This window comes from Herbaspirillum sp. Her2 (assembly GCF_057961375.1).
The window spans coordinates 1202800-1222441 of the sequence record NZ_CM176331.1 but is presented as its reverse complement, the minus strand read 5'-3'; the positions used below and the strand labels follow the sequence as shown (position 1 = coordinate 1222441).

The window sequence follows — 19642 nt, the reverse complement described above, 5'->3', positions numbered from 1 at the left end:
CAGGCCGCCTTGAAAGACCGTGGGTCCGGGCTCAGTGGGTCACGGTCAACAGCACCTGGTCCGCACTGGAATCGCCGCTGCGCCACTCGGTCTGGGTCGCCGCCGGCGGTGCGAAGCTGGCCATGGCTTGCACCAGTTTTTCCACATCGCTGTCGTAGAGGGTGTAACCCTCGGCGGTCCTGATGCGCTCGATGTGGTGGTCGCTGCCGCTTGCACCGCCGACGTACCAGTCCTTGACGGTGATCTGGTCCTGTCCGCCCAGGACGTCGATCTGCAAGTCATTGCCCACGTGCCGGAACCACAGGCTGGTCTGCCTGATGTCGGTGAACTGCAGCGTATCCAGGTTGCCCTTGGTGGCATCGTTGTCGGCCACCAGGTCCTGGCCATCCCCGCGGCTGAAGACGTAGGTGTCGTTGCCGGCCTGGCCTGCCAGCGTATCGTCGCCACGGCCGCCGGTGAGGATGTTGTTGCCGCGATTGCCGACCAGCTGGTTGTCCAGCGCATTGCCGCTGCCGTTGAGGCTGGCGTCGGTCATCTTGATCGGTGCCACCGTGATGAGCGCATTCGCGCCGTCGACATTGGCCGCGTAACGCAGCTGCTCCATGGTCAGGAAACGGCACATGTCGCTGGCATTGCCCTGGCCGGAATCGGTGATGTAGACGCCTTGCGCAACACCCGTGGCCTCATCGCAAACCATGCCGGTCAGCGTGATCACGTGATCGCTGCGTACCGGGCTGCCGTTGTCGCCATGCCCCCACAGCCGTGACGAGCACACGCCGATGATGGCACCTCGGCCTGCCTGCAGGGCATCCAGCAGCTTCTGCTCCTCATAGCTGGTGAACATCTGGTGGGCCATGTGATAGCTGTCCAGAATCTTGCTGCGTTCGTAAACATTCGTCCCGCCACCCATGCCGCTGGCATTCTTGGGCGTGCACCAGCCCATCTGGATCGCGCGGCGTACTACATCGGGCTCGCTGACGGACTGTCCGGCGATGGTCAGCAGGTTGGCGATGCTGGCCTCGCCACAGGTGCCGTCGTAACCCGCGATATCGCCGCCCTGGTCGTAGTCGAGGTGGTAGTCATGCGGCGCGCCATAGACCAGCACGGGCTTGCCGTCCATGCTGGCGCGCTGCGGTGTGCCCGCATCCAGCAGCACCAGATTCTCGACGTTCTCGCCGAGGGTAGTGCTGATGCGGGAGTAGACGGTATCGATGCCCTCGCCAGCCTGTTCCACCACCTTGTCGCCGGGGTTGTCGATGAAATAGCGGTCATTGCCCTTGCCCCCGATCATGGTATCGGCACCAGTAGCGCCGTCGATGACGTTGTCCTGGCTGTTGCCCACGATGAGGTTGTCCAGGCCATTGCCACCGGCGTTGTAGTTGCCACCGTCGAGCAGATGCAGTTCTTCCACGAACTCGGTCAGCGCATAGCTGCTGCCGGCCAGCACCGTATCGTAGCCGCCGTTGTCGCGCTCCAGCACCACATCGCCGGGACTGCTGACGACGTAGGTATCGTTGCCGCTGCCGCCTTCCATGTGATCGTTGCCGGCCCCGCCATCGAGATAGTCATCGCCTCCGGCGGTGATGAGGGTATCGTCGCCGCCGCCGCCATGGAGTTTGTCATTGCCCACCACGCTGGCCGGCAATGGTTCCAGCCAGTTGGCGCGGATGTCGCTGCCAACCAGGTAATCATTGCCGTCACCGCCGTAGAGGATGTCGTCACCATTGCCCCCGGTCAGCTGGTCGTTACCTTCTTCGCCATGGAGCTGGTCATTGCCGTCGCCGCCATAGAGCTTGTCGTTGCCGGTGCCGCCCCGGAGCTGGTCGTTGCCCGCATTGCCCATCAGGCTGTCATTGCCCGCTCCGCCGAAGATCACATCGTCGTCCGAGGGAAGGACCGTCAATCCGAACAGGGACGCGCTGCCGATATCGTTGCCCATGAGGGTGTCATCGCCATCGCCTCCATACAGCCGGTCATTGCCCCAGCCTCCGAACATGCTGTCATTGCCCGCACCGCCATCGATGAGATCGTCACCTTCGCCGCCGGAAAGCTGGTCATCGCCGTCTTCGCCATAGATCCGATCATTGCCGCCGAAGCCGTTGACGCTGTCGTTGCCATTGCCTGCCCAGAGGATGTCGGCCCCGTTGCGGCCAAAGACCTTGTCGTCGCCGTCACCGGCCAGCAGGGTGGTCAGCCGTGCCGGATCGATGCCCAGCGCGTAGTCCAGTCCGTTGTTGCCGGCGCTGAGCAGGTCGGCACCATCGGTGCCGATGAGAGTACCCGGCGCACTGCTGACGATCTTGAACTGGTTGACCCGGAAATTGATCACCCCGCCGCCGGGCAAAGACATGCTGTTGTCGTTGTCGCGCAGGGTGCGGTAGTTGCTGGGCGGGACTGGCGGATTCTCCTCGGGCGCACTGGCCTGCAAGCGCGCATTGCCGGCAGTGAAGATGCCGTAATCAGTGGCCCGCAGTGCATCGCGTTGCACTCGCTGCAGGGCATCGGCCAGCGCGCTGATCTCGCCGGGCTGGCCGATGCCGTCCTGGTTGGCATCGGACCAGGCCATGAGGCCGGAAAATTCCGCGCCACTGAGTTCTCCATCCCGGTTGCCGTCCAACGCTGCGAGCTGAGCCGCAGTCACGCCTTGCAGACGCGCATCGAGAATGCGCCAGCTGCGATCGCTCACCTCATTCCTGGAATCGGCCTCGCTCACGTGGCCTTCGGTGAAGGCCTGCTGCGGCAGGAAGCTGCCCGGATCGAAGCGGCCCGCCTTGCGATAAACGGCGGGCGCATTGGAAGAATCCTCCGGTGCGGACGCGGCGGCAGACGTTGAGGCCGATGCGCTGGCGGGTGCTGTCGTTCCGTCACGTGTGACGGTTGCGGGCAAGCTCGCCAGCGGCATCAGCACGGGGCAGTAGAGATCGATGGGACAGAGCATCACCTGGCCATCCAACAGAACCGGCACATACACCGGAACCGGCTGACCCGTCTGCACCGACACCGGGGCCGGCGCGACCGGACAGGCGGGTGCCAGCACCGCAGGGGACATGGCCGGGGGCCGCACGCTCCTGGGCGCAGGGGCTGCCGGCGACAGCGCCACCAGCGCCGCAAGGGATGGCGTGGAAGTGGCCGTGGCAGCGGCGGTGGCGGCCGGTGCGCCGGCCATCCCGGCAGCCGTGCCGCCGGCCGTCTGGGTAGATGCGACAGAGATCGCACCCGCTGTGAGCGCCGTCTTCTCGGGCAGCCCATGCGCCACTGCAGCCTCAGTGACCTCCACCGACGCAAGAGATGAAGGCGGCGGCGGCAGCGGTCTGGACTCGCCAGGCATCGGGCCAGGGCTCCTGCCCGCAGCCTTGCTCGCAGCAAGCGGCGCGGAAGTGCTGCCCGTGCTCGTCGTGGAAGATGCCTCCCACAGCAAGCTGCGCGATGGCAGGCCGGCGTTGTCCGAGCCCCTGACGGCAAACTCGGCCGGGCTCATCGCCACGGCTTCCGCCTTCTTCGGCACAGGCGTGCCGCCAGCTGCAACGCGGACCGCTGGCGCTGCCGCCCGCGTCTTGCCGGACAGGTGCGCCAGCAGCTTCTCGGGCGTCACCAGCGTGATGACAGGCAGGATATCCTTGCGGTGTTCGTTTATTGTTTTCATGTTGTTTTCCCTGAACGGAGTGCAGCCGATGCGTGGAGGCGGGGCAAAACGTCCGTCTTTCCTCCCTTCGTGGTCCGGGGTGCGCAGCGACCGGCGCGGCGACATGCCGCTGCTCTGTTGTCACTGCAAGCTTGCCCTCCCCAGGGCAGCTTCCGTCGGCGGACGACACATGGTGTCAACCCGGCCACTTTTGCTGAAAGACAAAACAGTTTTGCCCCGTGGCAATTCAACCCCGGCACAGCTTCCCCGTAAATCGCACCAAAGGGCCGCCATGCCGCTGAAAATGGCGGTCCCCGCCCCATGCGGCTTGCAGGCCAAATGAAAGTTTTTTCCGCGCCGCAGCGCGCAAAGCGCCACCCCATGCGACATGCAGCGCCGATCAAATAGATCAAGCGGAAACGATATGAAGATTTCTGTCCATGGACGGCTCGCACGAAACTTCACCTAGGTACAAAACGAAGCGAGCATATTTTCATTTTTGAGACATATCGCCGCGACCGCTCAAAAGCACAACAGCCCCCGCACTGCGGAGGCTGTTGTGCCGTTTCAGCCATCATCGGCCATGTTTTTCGGCGCTCTCAGAACTTGTGCCGCAGCCCGATACGCAGGACATTCTGGCTGCTGTCGTCCGCCGGTGCCGACGAATAGGCCGCGCTGATGACGCCGGGATTGAGCACGTCGCTGGCCGACTGGCGGCTGGCCATGGCATAGAGATCGGTGCGCTTGCTGAAGAAATAGTCGATGCCGACATTGAGCTGCGTGGTGTGTCCGCGCGTAGCACCACCGCTGGCACGGGACAGATCGGCACGATCATGGATGACGCTGCCCAGCAGGTGCAGCCTGGCATTCATTGCGTAATCCACGCCGACGTCGAACACATTGGCGCGGGTAGCGCTGGTGATGGCCACCAGTCCGCTCGCCGCCAGCGGCTGCTGGGTCGGGCGGCGCACCTGTGACCAGGCTGCGAACAGCTTGGCCGGACCGGCCTGATAGCTGGCCCCCAGGGTGAAGGTCTTGAGGTCGGTATCACCGGCACTGGACGGCGGCGTATCCGCCGCCAGCTTGCTTTGGTAGTAAGCGGCACCGATGCCCGCATTGCCCCGCCGATAGTTGGCCCCGACGCCGAAGGCTTGTCCCGCCGGCGTCTTGCCGGCGACCTCGCCGAAGCCGTAGAACAGGCTGCCGGTAAAGCCATCGATGTCGGCCGTATCGAAACGCAGCGAATTGCTGGTCCGCGCCCCGGTCAGGCGATCGAGGCTGTTGAAGTGACCGGCACGCACACCGCCACCACCGAAGATCTGGAAGGAACTGTATTGCAGGCCGATCTCTTCCAGATAGTCGGTCTGGCGGCCAATGGTCAGCGTACCGATAAGGCCACTCAGGCCGACCACCGACTTGCGGTCGAACAGGCTGCCCGGCGTGGCCATGGCACCGTCGTCAGCGGAGAATCCGTTTTCCAGCTGGAAGATGGCCGCCAGTCCGCCGCCCAGTTCCTCGCGGCCGCGAAAGCCGATGCGCGAAGCCATGGCGTCACCGGAGTCGACACTGACGCGGCTGTTGTTGCCGACACCGACCTTGCTGGCATAGACCAGGCTCATGTCGATGACGCCATAGACGGTGACGCCGGAAGTCTGGGCATGGGCACATTGGCTGGCGTTGAGCAGCCCCAGGGCGGAAAGAGTGAAGACGAGTTTTTTCATGAGAAGCGTGCCGCACGCGGCATGGTGCAGAAAACGTCAAATCATCCCGGGTGCTTTCTGCCGGGTGGAGGGAGGAGAATGGCACTGGCCGGGTCCAGGGAATGCACATGGTAGGAGCCCCTTCCCCCCCGCAGCAATTACCTCTTGGGATAGTGCCCGCGCGGGTCATTGCGGCTGGCGCGAAGCTGGTGCCCATGCCATACTTGCGGCGGCCCGCTGACGCTTTTTGCGCAGTGGCGCGCAAGTTCGGTACACTGCCCTCTTCCAACCTTGCCCTCGCTGGCCTGACCTGATTTGAACAACGCCGCCACCTTCCGCCTCGAACCGTCCAGCCCGCCTGTGCTGCACGTGGAAGGCGACTGGACCTTGCGCAACTACCGCGCGCTGTCGCACCAGATCGCACAGCAGCGGCCGGCGGTAGACGATCAGCTGGTGCTGACGTTTTCTGCACTGACCGCCTTTGACACCGTGGGCGCCAAGCTGCTGGTGGATCTGCTGGGCGTGCCCGCAGCCTTGCGCCAGACCGGCGAGGACAGCAATCTGCCGCGCGCCTGGCGCGGCCTGCTGGCCGCAGTTGCCGAGGCCAAGGCGATCGCCATGCCCAAGGCCGCCCCGCCGCCGCAGGCCTGGATTACCGACATGCTGGAACGGGCCGGCGTGGCCACCCTCAACCTGCGCGCCTGTTCGCGCGGCCTGCTGGGTTTTGCCGGACTGTGCCTGCAGACCTTGGCGGCCTCGTTCTGGCGTCCTTCGCGCTGGCGCTTTACGGGCGTAGTGGCCCAGGTGGAACAGACCGGGCTGGACGCGGTCCCCATCGTCTCCCTGCTGACCTTCATGGTGGGTGCCGTGGTCGCCTTCCTGGGGGCGACCGTGCTGGCCGATTTCGGCGCCAGCCTTTATACGGTGGACCTGGTGGCCTTCTCCTTCCTGCGCGAATTCGCGGTGCTGCTGACGGCCATCCTGATGGCCGGGCGCACCGCCAGTTCCTTTACGGCGCAGATCGGCTCAATGAAGGCCAACGAGGAAATCGATGCCATCCGCGCCCTTGGACTGGACCCGATCAACCTGCTGGTCCTGCCGCGCATCATCGCGCTGCTGATCTCCATGCCCCTGCTCACCTTCATCGCCATGATGTCGGGCCTCTTCGGCGGGGCCATGGTGTGTGCGCTGTCGCTGGACATCAGCCCGACCATGTTCCTCTCGCTGCTGCAGCAGGATGTGGGCATCCGCCACTTCGTGCTGGGCATGGTCAAGGCACCGCTGTTTGCCTTCGTGATTGCCATCATCGGTTGCAACGAAGGCTTCAAGGTCAGCGGCAGCGCCCAGTCGGTGGGCCAGCACACCACCTCCAGCGTGGTGCAGTCGATCTTCGTGGTGATTTTGCTGGATGCACTGGCGGCCCTGTTCTTCATGGAGATGGGATGGTGACCCCGGCGCACGACGATCAGGCCGTCGAAGCGATCATCGACGTGCGCGGTCTGCGCAACCAGTTCGGACCGCAAGTGGTCCATGACCAGCTGGACCTGCAGGTGCGGCGCGGTGAAATCCTGGGCGTAGTGGGCGGTTCCGGTACCGGCAAATCGGTCCTGCTGCGCAGTATCGTCGGCTTGCAACGTCCTGCGGCCGGACAGGTGAAAGTGTTCGGACAGGATCTGTCTGCACTGTCCACCGAAGCTCGTTCGCAGTATGAGCGTCGCTTCGGCGTGCTGTTCCAGCAGGGCGCATTGTTCTCTTCGCTGACCGTGCTGGAAAACATCGCCCTGCCCCTGACCGAATACGGCGGACTCGATGCCGATGAGGCGCGTGGGGTCTCGGCGATGAAGCTGGCGCTGGCCGGTCTGCCCATTGCCGCCGGTGACAAAACTCCGGCAGAACTCTCGGGCGGCATGATCAAGCGCGCCGCGCTGGCCCGAGCGCTGGCGCTGGATCCGGACATCCTGTTCCTGGACGAACCGACCGCCGGCCTCGACCCCATCAGCGCCGCCGCCTTCGACCGCCTGATCCTGACCCTGCGCGATGCGCTGGGTCTGACCGTGTTCCTGGTCACCCATGACCTGGACACCCTTTATGCCATCTGCGACCGTGTTGCCGTGCTCTCGGCCAAGCGCGTGCTGGTGGCCGACCGCATCGAGGCCGTGGCGGCCTTCGATGATCCGTGGATACGGCAATACTTCCAGGGCCCGCGCGGACGGGCCGCCAGCCAGGCCGCACTGCGTGCTTCGGCCACCCCAACGCATCAAGGAAACGCCTAATGGAAACGCGTGCCCATCACGTCCTCATCGGACTCTTCACCATCCTGGTCGCCCTGGCGGCACTGGTGTTCTGCCTGTGGCTGACCAAGGTCGGCCAGGACCGCGACGTCGACTACTACACGGTCATCTTCAACGAGGCGGTCAGCGGGCTCTCGCGCGGCAGCCCCGTGCAGTACAGTGGCATCAAGGTGGGCGACGTGGTCGGCCTGAGCCTGGACCCGGCCGACCCGCGCAAGGTGCGCGCCCGCATCCGTGTGACCGGCAAGGCGCCCATCAAGGAAGACACCGGCGCCAAGCTGGCCCTGGCCGGCATCACCGGCACCGCACTGATCCAGCTGACCAATGGCTCGCCCGAGAGTCCTCGGCTGGAGTCCAAGGATGGCAATGACCCGATCATCATCGCCTCGCCCTCGCCGCTGTCGGCGCTGCTCTCCAACGGCGAGGACCTGCTCTCCAACGTCAATGAAGTGCTGCTCAACGCCAAACAGTTCCTGGCGCCGGAAAACGCCCGCCGCCTGAACCAGACCCTGGCGCACCTGGAACAGCTGACCGATACCCTGGCCAACCAGCGCGGCAACGTCGGCACCGCCATGCAGGAACTGGCGGCAGCGGCGCGCCAGGCCAATCTGGCCATGCAGTCGGCCAACCAGTTGCTGGCCACACGCGGCAATGACGCCATGGGCAACCTGCAGCAAGCCATGCGTTCGCTGGCGGCCAGCAGCCAGCAGATCGAAAAGCTGATCCAGCAGAACCAGGCCGCCCTCAACAACGGTGCCCAGGGCGTGGCGGAGATCGGGCCGGCCATTACCGAACTGCGCAGTACCCTGGCCTCGGTGCGGGCCATCAGCCGCAAGCTGGAAAGCAATCCCGGTGCCTACCTGCTGGGCCAAGACAATCTTCAGGAATTCCAACCATGATGACCCCGCTCCTGCGCACCGCCCTGGTGACCGCCAGCCTGGCCCTGACCGCGTGTTCGATTCTTCCCAAGTCCGATCCGCTGGCGGTCTATCGCCTGCCGCCACTGGCTTCGACCCATGCGGCGAGCACCGGCACGCCCTATCGCGCGCTGCGCATCGCCACTCCGGCGGCCAGTCGCAGCATCGACAGCGAACGCATCCTGGTGCTGCCTGAAGGCGACGTGGTCAAGTCCTATGCCGGCGTGCGCTGGAGTGATCCGGCACCGCAGTTGCTGCGCGACCGCCTGCTGGATGCCTTCCAGGCCGACGGACGTTTCCCGCGCCTGTCCGGCGACAATGCCAACATCGCGGCCGAGGTCGAACTCGATGGCGCACTCAACGCCTTCCAGACGGAATATCGCAACGGCGCGCCCAGCGTGGTGATCGTCTATGACGCGCGACTGGTCGACACCGCCACGCGCCAGCAACTGGCGGCGCGGCGCTTTGCGGTGGTGGAAGCGGTGGCCGGCAGCAAGGTGCCGGAGGTGGTCAGCGCCTTTGGCAGCGCCTCGGCGCGGTTGGCGGGCGAAGTGGTGGCGTGGGCCGCCACGGTGCGATGAACGAATTTTCCGGACGCGCCATTATCCGAACGTAGCATGGGCAGGCGCACGCTGCTGTGGCAATCTGACCGGTATTTTTCTTGCGGATCGGAAGGCAGCCATGGACAAGTTGCAAGCGATGGAAACCTTTGTCGCCGTGGTCGAGAGCGGCAGCTTCGTGGCCGCCGTGGAGGTGACCGGCCAGTCCAAACCGGCGGTCTCGCGGCAGGTTTCGGAGCTGGAACAGTTCCTCGGCATCCGCCTGCTCCACCGCACCACGCGGCGACTCTCGCTGACCGATGAGGGCCGCGTCTACTTCTCGCGCTGCAAGGAATTGCTGGAATCCATCCAGGATGTGGAGAGCGAAGTCGGGCTCAATTCCGACCAGGCCTGCGGACGGCTGCGCATCGGCGCTCCGCAGGATTTCGGCGTGGAGCAACTGGCTCCGCTATGGGGCAAGTTCACCGAGCAAAATCCGCTGATCACGCTCAACATCACCTTGTCTGACCGCACCATCGACCTGCTTGAGGAAGGTTTCGACATGGCCATCCGCATCAGTACCCTCGGTGACAGCCGCATGGTGGCGCGGCCGCTGGCACCGGTGCGCATGATTGCCTGCGCCTCGCCGGCCTTCCTGCAGCGGCACGGTACGCCGGTGAGTCCGGCGGAACTGCGCGACTATCCCTTCATCTCCTACAGCTACCGCAACGGCGGCGATGAGTGGCATTTCAAGCATGAGCACGGCGACACCTGCACGGTGCGCGTGCGCTCCACCGTCTACGTCAACAATGGCGCTACCTGCCGTGCCATGGCCATGGCCGGCCAAGGAATCGCGATCCAGCCGGACTTCATCGTCAACGCGGCAATCCAGTCCGGTGAACTGGTGGAATTGTTTGAAGGCTGGAGCACCGGCGAGCAGCTGGTGGTGCATACGCTCTACCCGACCCGCACGCATCTGCCGCCCAAGGTGCAGCGCATGCGTGATTTTCTGGTGGAGCAGTTCAAGGTACCGCCATGGTGCCCGAAGCAAGTAACTTAAATTTAAATTATTTAGTTCATTCTCAATTTCCGGTCCAGCGCAGGAACAGCGGCATGAGCACCGGCACCAGCACGGCGGTGAAGACGCCATTGAGTCCCATGCCCAATCCGGCAAAGGCCCCCATCTCCGCACTGACCTGCAAAGCGCGCGCGGTACCGATGCCATGCGAGGCCACGCCCAGCGCGAAGCCGCGTACCGGATGGCTCTCGATGCGCAGGAAGTTGAGGACGTAGCGTGCCAGGACCGCGCCCAGGATGCCGGTGCAGATCACCAGCACGGCGGTCAGCGACGGCAGGCCGCCGAAACGTTCCGAGATGGCCATGGCAATCGGCGTGGTGGCCGACTTGGGTGCCATGGAAATGACGATGTCGCGCGAGGCCCCCATGGCGTAGGCGATCCCGACCGCCGAGACCACGGCCGTCACGGAACCAGCGGCCAGCCCCAGCATCAGCGGCAGCACTGCGCGGCGGAAATTGTGCCACTGCTTGTAGAGCGGCATGGCCAGCGCAACCGTGGCCGGTCCGAGCATGAAATGCACGAATTGCGCGCCTTCGAAATATGTCTTGTAGGGCGTATGCGTGATGCCCAGGATGCTGACCACGATGACGATGGCGATCAGCACGGGATTGGCCAGCGGGTGGTAACCCAGCCGCCGGTAGATCCACAGTGCCACGAGATAGGCCACCAGCGTGGTCGTCAGCCCCAGCAGCGGCGAGGCCGCCAGGTAGACCCAGACATCGGTCAGACGGGCCAGGCCGTGCATCAGTGCGGCTCCTCATCGTGATCCGGCTGGCGAGCCGCAGAGAAGCGCTTCATCGCCGCATTGGTCACCAGCGCGCCGACGCCGATGGCCAGGACCGTGCTCACCACCAGCGCCACCGCGATGGCCGGCAGATCGCCTTTGAGCTGGCCGGCAGCGGCAATCACGCCGACGCCGGCCGGCACGAACAGCAGCGACAGGTGCTGCAGGATGCCCCATGAGGTCGGCTCCATCAGCTGCGCCAGGCGTGAAGAAGAGAGAAAGGCGATCAGCAACAGCAGCATACCGATCACCGGACCGGGAATGGGCAGGCCCAGCAATTGCGCGGTGCCTTCGCCCAGGCATTGGAAGATCAGGAGGATGGCGAGGGGGGTGAGGTTCATGATGACTCGCTGAGAGTATGGAGGCGAGATCATTATAAAAGCTCGACTGCAAATCTTGCCCTTGCGGCAAAGTCCGAGGTCTTCGCCATCCCACCGATCGACAATCCTGCTCAACAAAGATCAGACAACTATTGGTCTGTAGCCGCCTCAAGCGGTTCCCACCTGATGACCTTGGCGGCGCTTGGAGACATTGGGGCCAACTATTGTCCCGGCCACGGGATCTTGGCCCCGCTTCAACAGGCTTTCCCAATATTTTTGGGCAGCGGCTGGGCCGCCACTTTTTTCGATGATCGAAAGTGGGGTATCGAGAGTCCATGTTGAGGGTAGCAAACCATTCTTTTCAAAGACGAAATTATGGAATTTCCACGCTTCTTTGTAACTTATCTCAGCATTGACCATACCGGCTGTTTTTGCCTTGTCTGCCAACAAGTCAAGATATGCATTGGCCATATGCTGCTTAATGCGACCTTCCTGCTCAGACGAAAGAGCACGCTCCTGCTTTGCTGCCTGCTTATCCATAAAGGTCAACGCAGCAACACCTGACAAGGTATCGCTATTCACGACGCCGCGAGCCAGTAAGGGATATAGATACCCCTTTCCGGCCAACCAAGTGTAGACCTCACTGGTCTTCCCTATGGAAACCAAATCCTTTAGTCGCGCTATCTGCGCTGAGTTTATAGGCTGCGGCATGATCTTTTGAGTTAATTATTTATCTTGCGTGACATTGGACAAGCCGGAGCCGTCTCTGAACATCCGACCACGAAGCGAAGAAGTAAACGCCTAGCTTCCTGCTCCAGACTTTCCCAATCTTTAAGCTTGGATGGCGAATAACTGATATCCCCCTCTATCAATGCATCCGGCCACATGGAAAAATAGTGTTGACAAAAAAATCTTCCAGTTGGCACCGGTGGCTTCCCTGCCCGGCAAACAATGAAAGTAACGATCCGAGAATCAATTCGCCGAGAATAATAGTGATAGTTGTTGGGGTCATATTGCGTTTCGTCGACCGGATACGTCTTCTCCATCGTGAGCCCGTAAACCTCATGTTCCTGCTTCTGAAATTGAATTCCCCGGCCAACGATGTATTTTCGGTTGACTGCGTGCCTGTTCAACATGCCCTCGCCGCCCCAGTCATACAACAACTCCGTATTACCTTCATACGAAAAATCAATCCATTCACTCTTATCCGACATGCGATCCCGCAGATCAAACTTCCAGCTTTTGAAATTTGCTTCCGTCAGCGGTTCGACATCAGGCAACCGAACATGAAAAGTCAAACTGATGATGGGCGATGCCAACGTACGCGGCTTTTCTGGCCCCTCACTTTCCTTCGGTGCCCAAGGACTATCGTCCTCGTACTGCACCATATACGGCCGACCACCTCTCATGAAGTTTGCCGGCACCCGTACTTGCACTCCGCTCAGGTGCCCTTCCACATAAGGGAATGGCGTCGTCAAATGCGCTGGCGCACTTTCCTCTACCACAGGCTGAGTCCAGCGCTTGGCGAACTGCACCAACTGCACAACCGCCAACAGCAGCATCGACAGAACGACAAGCACCAGATATATCCGCGTTTTATTCATCGTTTGAAAGATGGTTTCTCATACACCAAAGCAGGAAACGCCTTGCAGAGATTCATCTGGAGCACCCCAAGGGAAATATTGAATTCACTGGATGAGCAAATAGTCTTTCAAGTAATCAGAAAATCGACGTATTCGAGGATTTATTCCGACAGCTCTGCCACACCGCCAAGCTTGCGATACTCGTTGATTTACCCAGATTGAGGGAAGCCTTTTCGCGGCCAAATCCGAACTAAAGAAATTTCCTGCGATTTATTCGAAATTGGAATCGTCCGATTTCTATCGCGATGTCGAACATATCTTGTGCGGCATCAAAAGCCACGAAATTTCCCGAGATCACCGGCGGTCAATGGGGCTAAAGACTTTCTGCAATCTGCCGAACCGATTCGGATCCAGATCAGCGCGTGGAATGAAAGTCTTCCTCTGGACCGTAACAAGCGGGTTGGCAAAAGCTTGCCTCTGCAACGAACCAAATCCAGGGCAACCTTGTCTCAGCTCGCAGGCTGCCCGTCGCAACTCCGCAGCTTGCCGCAGCCCCTGCGCGGCGCTGACGCCAACAACAATTCAAACATGGCGCGTCGCCAGCGAGGACCTCCATCACGATTTGATACAGGCGCGCTCACGCAGCCTTTACTGGAGCATCATGGACCACGCCACGCCCAGCCGCCCTCTGCGGGTACTGTCGATTTTCGGTACCCGCCCCGAAGCCATCAAGATGGCACCGCTGGTCAAGGCCCTCGATGCCGAGCCCGCCATCGACTCCATCGTCTGCGCCACCGGCCAGCACAAGCAGATGCTGGCGCAGGTACTGGAGCTGTTCGCCATCGAGGCCGATCACAGCCTCGATGTGATGGTGCCGGACCAGACGCTCAACGGCCTCTCCGCGCGCCTCTTCGCCGGCATCGACCAGCTGCTGGAGCAGACCCGGCCCGACCGCGTGCTGGTCCACGGCGATACCACCACCGCCATGGTGGCGGCCATGGCGGCCTTTCACCGGCGCATCCCGGTCGGCCACGTGGAGGCCGGCCTGCGCACCCATGACATGCACCAGCCCTGGCCGGAAGAGATGAACCGGCGCACCATCGACGTGGTCAGCGACCTGATGTTCGCCCCCACCGCGCAGTCGCGCCGCAACCTCGAAGCAGAAAACCTGCAGGGAAAAATCGTGGTCACCGGCAACACCGTCATCGATGCCCTGCAGATGACAGTGGCCCGCATCGATGCCGATGCCGGGCTTCGCGCCCAGCTCGATGCCGCCCTGCCATCGCTGCTGCCCGAACGCCGCCTGCTGCTGGTCACCGGCCACCGGCGCGAGAACTTCGGTACCGGATTCCTGCAGATCTGCCGCGCACTGGCCCAGTTGGCGCAACGCGATGACCTGCAGATCGTCTACCCGGTGCACCTCAATCCCAACGTGCGCGGCCCCGTCATGCAGGAGCTGTCCGGCCTGCCTCACCTGCATCTGATCGAGCCGCTGGACTATCTGCAGTTCGTGCGGCTGATGCAGCGCACCCACGTGATCCTCACCGATTCCGGCGGCGTCCAGGAAGAAGCGCCGGCATTGGGCAAGCCAGTTCTGGTCATGCGCGACGTCACCGAACGCCCCGAGGCCGTGGCCGCAGGCACCGTGCAACTGGTCGGCACCGATACCGGCCGCATCATCGATACCGTGGCCACCCTGCTGAGCGAAGACCGGCTCTGGCGCAGCTTCGCACGCAAACAAAATCCCTATGGCGACGGACAGGCCTGTGCCCGCATCGTCGATGCCATTCTCGGACGCAACTTCCAGCCCTTCTCCGCCTGACTCATCCATTCGCAAGCCATGGGCGGCGAGACGTTGCGATTTGTGTCGTCGCCCCGTTTACTTAGTTTTTTATGGAAAGTTTTCCCGGCCAGAACCGAGTGAAATCAAACAATATAAAATATTTTTTACGTCCCCTGATGTAGGGAATTCTCACAAACATCCTTGTCAGTGTTGCGTTACCCCGCCTTTTCTCCTCAGGCGAAATCAGCCAGCAGCGCCCCTTTTCCCATGCGCCCCTCCGGGCGATGCCAGACGGCAATCGCCCTGAATACTTAGTTTTTCTGCCTCGCCATTTCAAGCAAAAAATCACGGAAAAATGGACACAAGGAAAGTGTCCGCGTGCTGCAAGGTGTAAAGAGTGATATCGAACATGCAACCAAATTGACCTCCCTCCGCTCCTACCGCACGCAACCGAGCCACGCAACCGAACAACAAACAATTCAACGAAACGCCACAAGGTCCGGACTACGCGGACCGATGGTCCCTCTTGCGACAGGAATCTGATGATTGCACGCCACCACCCCCAGCCAGCGGCTGCGCGCCGCCTGCGCTTGGCCGCGGGAACGCCGATGTTCATGACGCTGGCCGTCGCCGTGCTTGCCGCCGGCTTTTCGCCGGTCCTGCTGGCCGCCCCCACAGGCAACAACGCCGCCGCTGACGCTTTCCGCACCTTGACTGACGACACCTGGATCGAGCGCCGCGAGACCCTGGCCTCACTGGGCATTACCTCGCCGCTGGTGCTGGCGTCCAATGACAGCAGCCGCGAACTCTATCTGCCGGTGCCGTCCAATGTGCCGCTGGCGGATGCCAATCTGAAACTGGACGCAAAGTATCTGCGCGCCGACGGCGGCCGCACCACCATGGTCGTGGCCATCGATACCTATCCGGTCGCGGCGCGTGCGATGACGGCCGATCAGGGCGATGCCAGCCTGGCGCTGGGCATCGACGGCGCGCCTCGCGCCAATGGATTCGTGCGCATGGGCGTGAACTGGACCACCATGCTCTCCGGCCTGTCGCAATGCGCCGACCCGCGTACGCCCGGCAACGTGCTGCAGGTGAATCCCGATTCCTCCTTCAGCTACCGCTACGACAGCCGCGCCATCGGCGACCTGCGCACCGCCTGGGGGGCGCTGCCGGCCCTGACCTCCATCATGGTGGCGGGACGCCAGCTGGATGCACAGAGCTACGACAGCGCCTGGCGCATCGGTGTGGCGCTGGAACGCGCGGGCAAGCACAGTACGGTGACGGTGCTGCCGCGCGTGGGTGACGTGATCGACCTGAGCCGCCTCAACGTACCCGATGGGCTGCGCGGCATTGCCGCGTTTGCCGCGCTCAAGGGCAGCGGCCAACATGCCCTGAAGGATCCCGCCGAAGTCGGCGCCTTGCTGGCCCTGGGTCGCAACCAGGTGCGGGCCGACATCGTGGTGGCCGATGCAGCGCTGCTCTCCGGTATCGACAGCGCCATGAACGCCCTGCAGCAGCAGGTGCAGGCCAGCGCGCCCGAAGCCATGCCGGCCTTCAGCGCCTGGCGCGCCCGCGTGCAGCCGCAGTCCGCCAGCCTGCAGGCAGGTGAACTGCGGCTGTCGTCAGCCTTCGGCCATCCGGTGATCCTGGCGGGTGCGCAGTCCGGCCCCGCCTTTGCACAGATGTTCGACCGCTACTGGCGCAACATCAGCGGTGCCGCCTCGCTGGTGGCGCGCACGGCGCACAAGCCGGTGACGGGTGAAGACTTCATCCTGCTGAAAAACCTGGGCGGTGCGCCGGGTAGCATCGATGTGCTCAGCCGCGCCGACTGGAGTGCGTCCTTCGATATCGCCGAAGTCGCCAGCGACGGCCGCCTGCCGTCCGAACTGGTACTGGATGTCTCGGCCGCGCCGGGTGCCACGCGCACGCCGCCGGTGGCCTCGGTGTTCCTCAACGATGTGCTGCTGGGAGCGCGCAGCCTGCAGGCCGACGGCCAGCGCGAGCGCATCATCGCGCGCATCCCGCCGGGTGCGCTGGCTGCACAGAACCAGCTGCGCGTGTCCTTCGTGCGCCAGCCCTCCAGCGACAACTGCCGTGAAACGCCCCAGGCCTTCCCGGTGGCAGTGCTGGGATCCAGCCACCTGAAACTGGACAAGGCCCAGGACGAAGCCAACTTCACCGGCATGGTCCGCCGCTTCGCCGCCGGTGCGCAGTTGCTGGTGCCGCACAGCTATCTGGACGACGTGCCGGCCAGCCTGCAGCGCGTCATCATGGTCGCCTCCAGCGCCGGCCTGCCCGCCGACCGCACCCAAATGACCGTGGTGGACGACGGCAAGGAGGCCGCTCCTTCGGGCAGCTTCCTGGCGTTTGACCTGCCCTTCAAGGATGCCCAGGGCATCGTGCAGGTCAAGGGCAATACGCTGGTGATGAATGACAGCAGCGCCAAGCCCATGCTCGACGTCACCGGCTTCGACCGCCTCGGCATCCTGGAGGTCGCCAAGACCAACGGCCAGCAAGGCGTGGTCTGGCACAGCGTCGGCAAGGAACGGCCGCTGGTGGCCAAACCGTTTGCGCTGTCGTCCGGCAATGTGGCAGCCGTGTCCTCGACCGGCCTGCTGGCGGAGATCGACACCAATGACGCCAGTGGCCGCGATGCGGTGCAGGACTCCCCCTCGCTGACCATTCCGGACATCCTGTGGTGGGTGGTGCCGCTGACCATCATCGGCCTGTTCATTCTCCTGCTGATCCTGGCCAGCCGCACGCGCCGCCGTCGCATGGCCGAGCAGGAAGCCCAGCGCAAGCAAGCCCAGGCGACGCCGCGCGACGCCGGCCAGGACTGAGGACGGCGCATGTTCACCACAGCCAATGCCACGGCCCAGCTCAACTTCCTGTTCGCCAACTACTACGCGGCGCTGGAAATTGCGGCGGCCGTGGTGGCCCTGCTGATCCTGCTGTCGGCGCTGGACGACCTGTTCTTCGACCTCTGGTACTGGTCACGCCGCCTGTGGCGCCGATTCACCATCGAGCGCGTACGCACGCCATTGACGGTGGAACAGTTGCGGCAGCGCGATGAGCAGCCCATTGCCATCATGGTGCCGGCCTGGATGGAAGCGGACGTCATCGCGCAGATGATCGAGGACATGGTGGCCGTGCTGGACTACAGGCGCTATCACATCTTCGTCGGCACCTACGTCAACGACCGCGAGACCATCGACGAAGTGGAGCGCATGCGGGTGCGCTACAAGCAGCTGCACCGGGTGGAAGTGCCGCATGCCGGTCCGACCTGCAAGGCCGATTGCCTGAACTGGGTGGTCAAGACCATCTTTGCCAGCGAAGCCGGACTGGGCATGCAGTTCGCCGGTGTGGTCCTGCACGACAGCGAAGACGTGCTGCATCCGATGGAGCTGAAATTCTTCAACTACCTGCTGCCACGCAAGGACATGATCCAGCTGCCGGTCGCCTCGCTGGAGCGCGAATGGTTTGAACTGGTGGCCGGTACCTACATGGACGAATTCGCCGAAAGCCATGCCAAGGACATGATGGTGCGCGAAAGCGTGGCCGGACTGGTGCCCTCGGCGGGGGTCGGCACCTGCTTCTCGCGCAAGGCGCTGCATGGCCTGATGCAGGCCTCCGATGGGGAGCCCTTCAACGTGTCCAGCCTGACGGAAGACTACGAGGTCGGCACCAAGCTCTCGCAGATGGGCATGCAGACCATCTTTGCGCGCTTCCCCGTGAAGTTCAAGGTACGCCGCAAACCCTGGTTCTTCGGCAAGCGCGAGCAGGTGGCCGAGAGCACGCTGGAAATGCCGCTGGCGGTGCGCGAATATTTCCCCGACACCTTCACACAGGCCTATCGCCAGAAGGCACGCTGGGTCATCGGCATCGGCCTGCAGAGCTGGGAGCAGATGGAGTGGCGCGGCTCGCTGGCGGCACGCTATCTGCTGCTGCATGACCGCAAGGGCGTCGTCACGGCCTTCGTCAGCATGCTGGGCTATGTGCTGGCCTTGCAGTTCATCCTGTTTTCGGCGGCCACCACCTTCCAGTGGTGGGATGTGTTCTACCCTCCCCTGCTGGCCGGTGACGGCTGGTGGCGCACCGTGCTCACGCTCAATGCGTTGGCGATGCTCAATCGCGCCGTGCACCGTTTCTATTTCACCACCGAGCTGTACGGCTGGCGTCACGGCCTGATGGCCCTGCCGCGCATGGTGGTGGCCAACTTCGTCAACTTCATGGCCGTGGCGCGCGCGTGGCGGCTGTTCCTGCTGTACCTGTTCGCGGGCCGCGCACTGGCCTGGGACAAGACCATGCACGACTTCCCCACGGATGGCATCGCCAGCCGCGTGCGCCTGCGCCTGGGTGACCTGCTGCGGACCTGGCAGGCAGTCGACGAGGCCACGCTGTCGATGGCACTGGAGGAACAGCGCCGCACGCAATTGCCGCTGGGGACCGTCATGGTCAGCCATGGCTGGCTGGATGAAGAAACCCTGGCCGAAGCACTGGCCTATCAAGAAGGCCTGCCGCGCGTGAGCCTCACGCGGGAACGCGTGCAACGCCATGCGGGCGAACTGCCGGTGGAAATCTGCGCCCGCCTGCGCACGCTCTACCTCGGCCCCGGCAAGGAAGGCCGGCCCGACCAGGGCATGGCGCGGGTGGCCGTGGCCAGTGCGCTGACCGATGCCGCTCGGGCCGAGCTGGAAGCGGTCCTGGGCCGCGCCCCCTTCGCCATGGTGGCGCGCGAGTCCGAGATCGCTGCCGGCTTGCGCCTGCTGCGCGGGCAGGACAATGCCTTCGACCCGGCCCGCACCGAAGCACGCGTCCCGCTGCTGGGCGACCTGCTGATCGCCAGCGGCCTGCTGTCGCGCCCGATCTTCGATGCGGCCATGCAGCGCTATCGTCCCGACCTGCATGGCCGTATCGGCGACTACCTGGTCAATGAAGCCGTGATCTCGCGCGAGGCCATCGAAGAGGCGGTACGGCGTCAGCGCGACTGGCTGGCACAAGGCGGCCAGCCTGCCTGAGCCC

14 protein-coding genes are annotated in these 19642 nt (G+C 63.4%); 8 read left to right on the top strand and 6 right to left on the bottom strand.

Annotation, left to right across the window (positions count from 1 at the left end; translation table 11 throughout):
* Positions 1 to 31 precede the first annotated feature (31 nt).
* A complete protein-coding gene (locus ACWHXP_RS05545; RefSeq protein WP_489634302.1) occupies positions 32 to 3643 on the bottom strand; it encodes a calcium-binding protein in 3612 nt (1203 codons plus the stop codon).
* 578 nt (positions 3644 to 4221) lie between these two features.
* Positions 4222 to 5343, bottom strand: coding sequence for a porin (locus ACWHXP_RS05540; RefSeq protein ID WP_489634303.1), 1122 nt, complete (start codon positions 5341 to 5343; stop codon positions 4222 to 4224).
* A 294-nt stretch (positions 5344 to 5637) separates the two neighbouring features.
* Between ACWHXP_RS05540 and ACWHXP_RS05535 the strand changes: the two genes are divergently transcribed.
* From ACWHXP_RS05535 to ACWHXP_RS05515, 5 genes are all read left to right on the top strand, one after another.
* Positions 5638 to 6771, top strand: a complete 1134-nt coding sequence (locus ACWHXP_RS05535) for an MlaE family ABC transporter permease (protein ID WP_121041767.1) — start codon at positions 5638 to 5640, stop codon at positions 6769 to 6771.
* Positions 6765 to 7595, top strand: a complete 831-nt coding sequence (locus ACWHXP_RS05530; protein ID WP_034339621.1) for an ABC transporter ATP-binding protein — start codon at positions 6765 to 6767, stop codon at positions 7593 to 7595. Before ACWHXP_RS05535 ends, ACWHXP_RS05530 begins: the two co-directional genes overlap by 7 nt.
* Positions 7595 to 8512: an MlaD family protein gene (locus ACWHXP_RS05525; RefSeq protein ID WP_039785481.1), complete on the top strand. Its 918-nt coding sequence runs from the start codon at positions 7595 to 7597 to the stop codon at positions 8510 to 8512. Before ACWHXP_RS05530 ends, ACWHXP_RS05525 begins: the two co-directional genes overlap by 1 nt.
* Positions 8509 to 9111: an ABC-type transport auxiliary lipoprotein family protein gene (locus tag ACWHXP_RS05520; protein WP_489623116.1), complete on the top strand. Its 603-nt coding sequence runs from the start codon at positions 8509 to 8511 to the stop codon at positions 9109 to 9111. Before ACWHXP_RS05525 ends, ACWHXP_RS05520 begins: the two co-directional genes overlap by 4 nt.
* 100 nt (positions 9112 to 9211) lie before the next feature.
* Positions 9212 to 10129 carry a LysR family transcriptional regulator gene (locus tag ACWHXP_RS05515; RefSeq protein ID WP_121041773.1) on the top strand — a complete coding sequence of 306 codons (918 nt, stop codon included), beginning with the start codon at positions 9212 to 9214 and terminating at the stop codon, positions 10127 to 10129.
* Between the two features lie 22 nt (positions 10130 to 10151).
* Here ACWHXP_RS05515 and ACWHXP_RS05510 read toward each other — a convergent pair whose 3' ends face one another.
* From ACWHXP_RS05510 to ACWHXP_RS05495, 4 genes are all read right to left on the bottom strand, one after another.
* Positions 10152 to 10892: an LrgB family protein gene (locus ACWHXP_RS05510; protein WP_121041775.1), complete on the bottom strand. Its 741-nt coding sequence runs from the start codon at positions 10890 to 10892 to the stop codon at positions 10152 to 10154.
* Positions 10892 to 11272, bottom strand: coding sequence for a CidA/LrgA family protein (locus ACWHXP_RS05505; RefSeq protein WP_489634304.1), 381 nt, complete (start codon positions 11270 to 11272; stop codon positions 10892 to 10894). Before ACWHXP_RS05505 ends, ACWHXP_RS05510 begins: the two co-directional genes overlap by 1 nt.
* A gap of 147 nt (positions 11273 to 11419) precedes the next feature.
* Positions 11420 to 11833 carry a hypothetical protein gene (locus ACWHXP_RS05500; RefSeq protein WP_209581385.1) on the bottom strand — a complete coding sequence of 138 codons (414 nt, stop codon included), beginning with the start codon at positions 11831 to 11833 and terminating at the stop codon, positions 11420 to 11422.
* A gap of 140 nt (positions 11834 to 11973) precedes the next feature.
* The gene (locus ACWHXP_RS05495; protein WP_489634305.1) at positions 11974 to 12831 is read right to left on the bottom strand and encodes a hypothetical protein; all 858 of its coding nucleotides are present in this window, start codon (positions 12829 to 12831) and stop codon (positions 11974 to 11976) included.
* A gap of 664 nt (positions 12832 to 13495) precedes the next feature.
* On the opposite strand from ACWHXP_RS05495, the gene wecB reads away from it, so the two are divergent.
* The 3 genes from wecB to ACWHXP_RS05480 all read left to right on the top strand — a co-directional run bounded on the left by wecB (position 13496) and on the right by ACWHXP_RS05480 (position 19638).
* Complete coding sequence (gene wecB, locus ACWHXP_RS05490; protein WP_489623120.1) at positions 13496 to 14656, top strand: non-hydrolyzing UDP-N-acetylglucosamine 2-epimerase; 1161 nt, start codon at positions 13496 to 13498, stop codon at positions 14654 to 14656.
* Positions 14657 to 15159: 503 nt separating this feature from the next.
* Positions 15160 to 17460, top strand: coding sequence for a hypothetical protein (locus ACWHXP_RS05485; protein WP_489634306.1), 2301 nt, complete (start codon positions 15160 to 15162; stop codon positions 17458 to 17460).
* A 9-nt stretch (positions 17461 to 17469) separates the two neighbouring features.
* Positions 17470 to 19638, top strand: coding sequence for a glycosyl transferase family protein (locus tag ACWHXP_RS05480; protein ID WP_489634307.1), 2169 nt, complete (start codon positions 17470 to 17472; stop codon positions 19636 to 19638).
* The last annotated feature ends 4 nt before the right edge of the window (positions 19639 to 19642 follow it).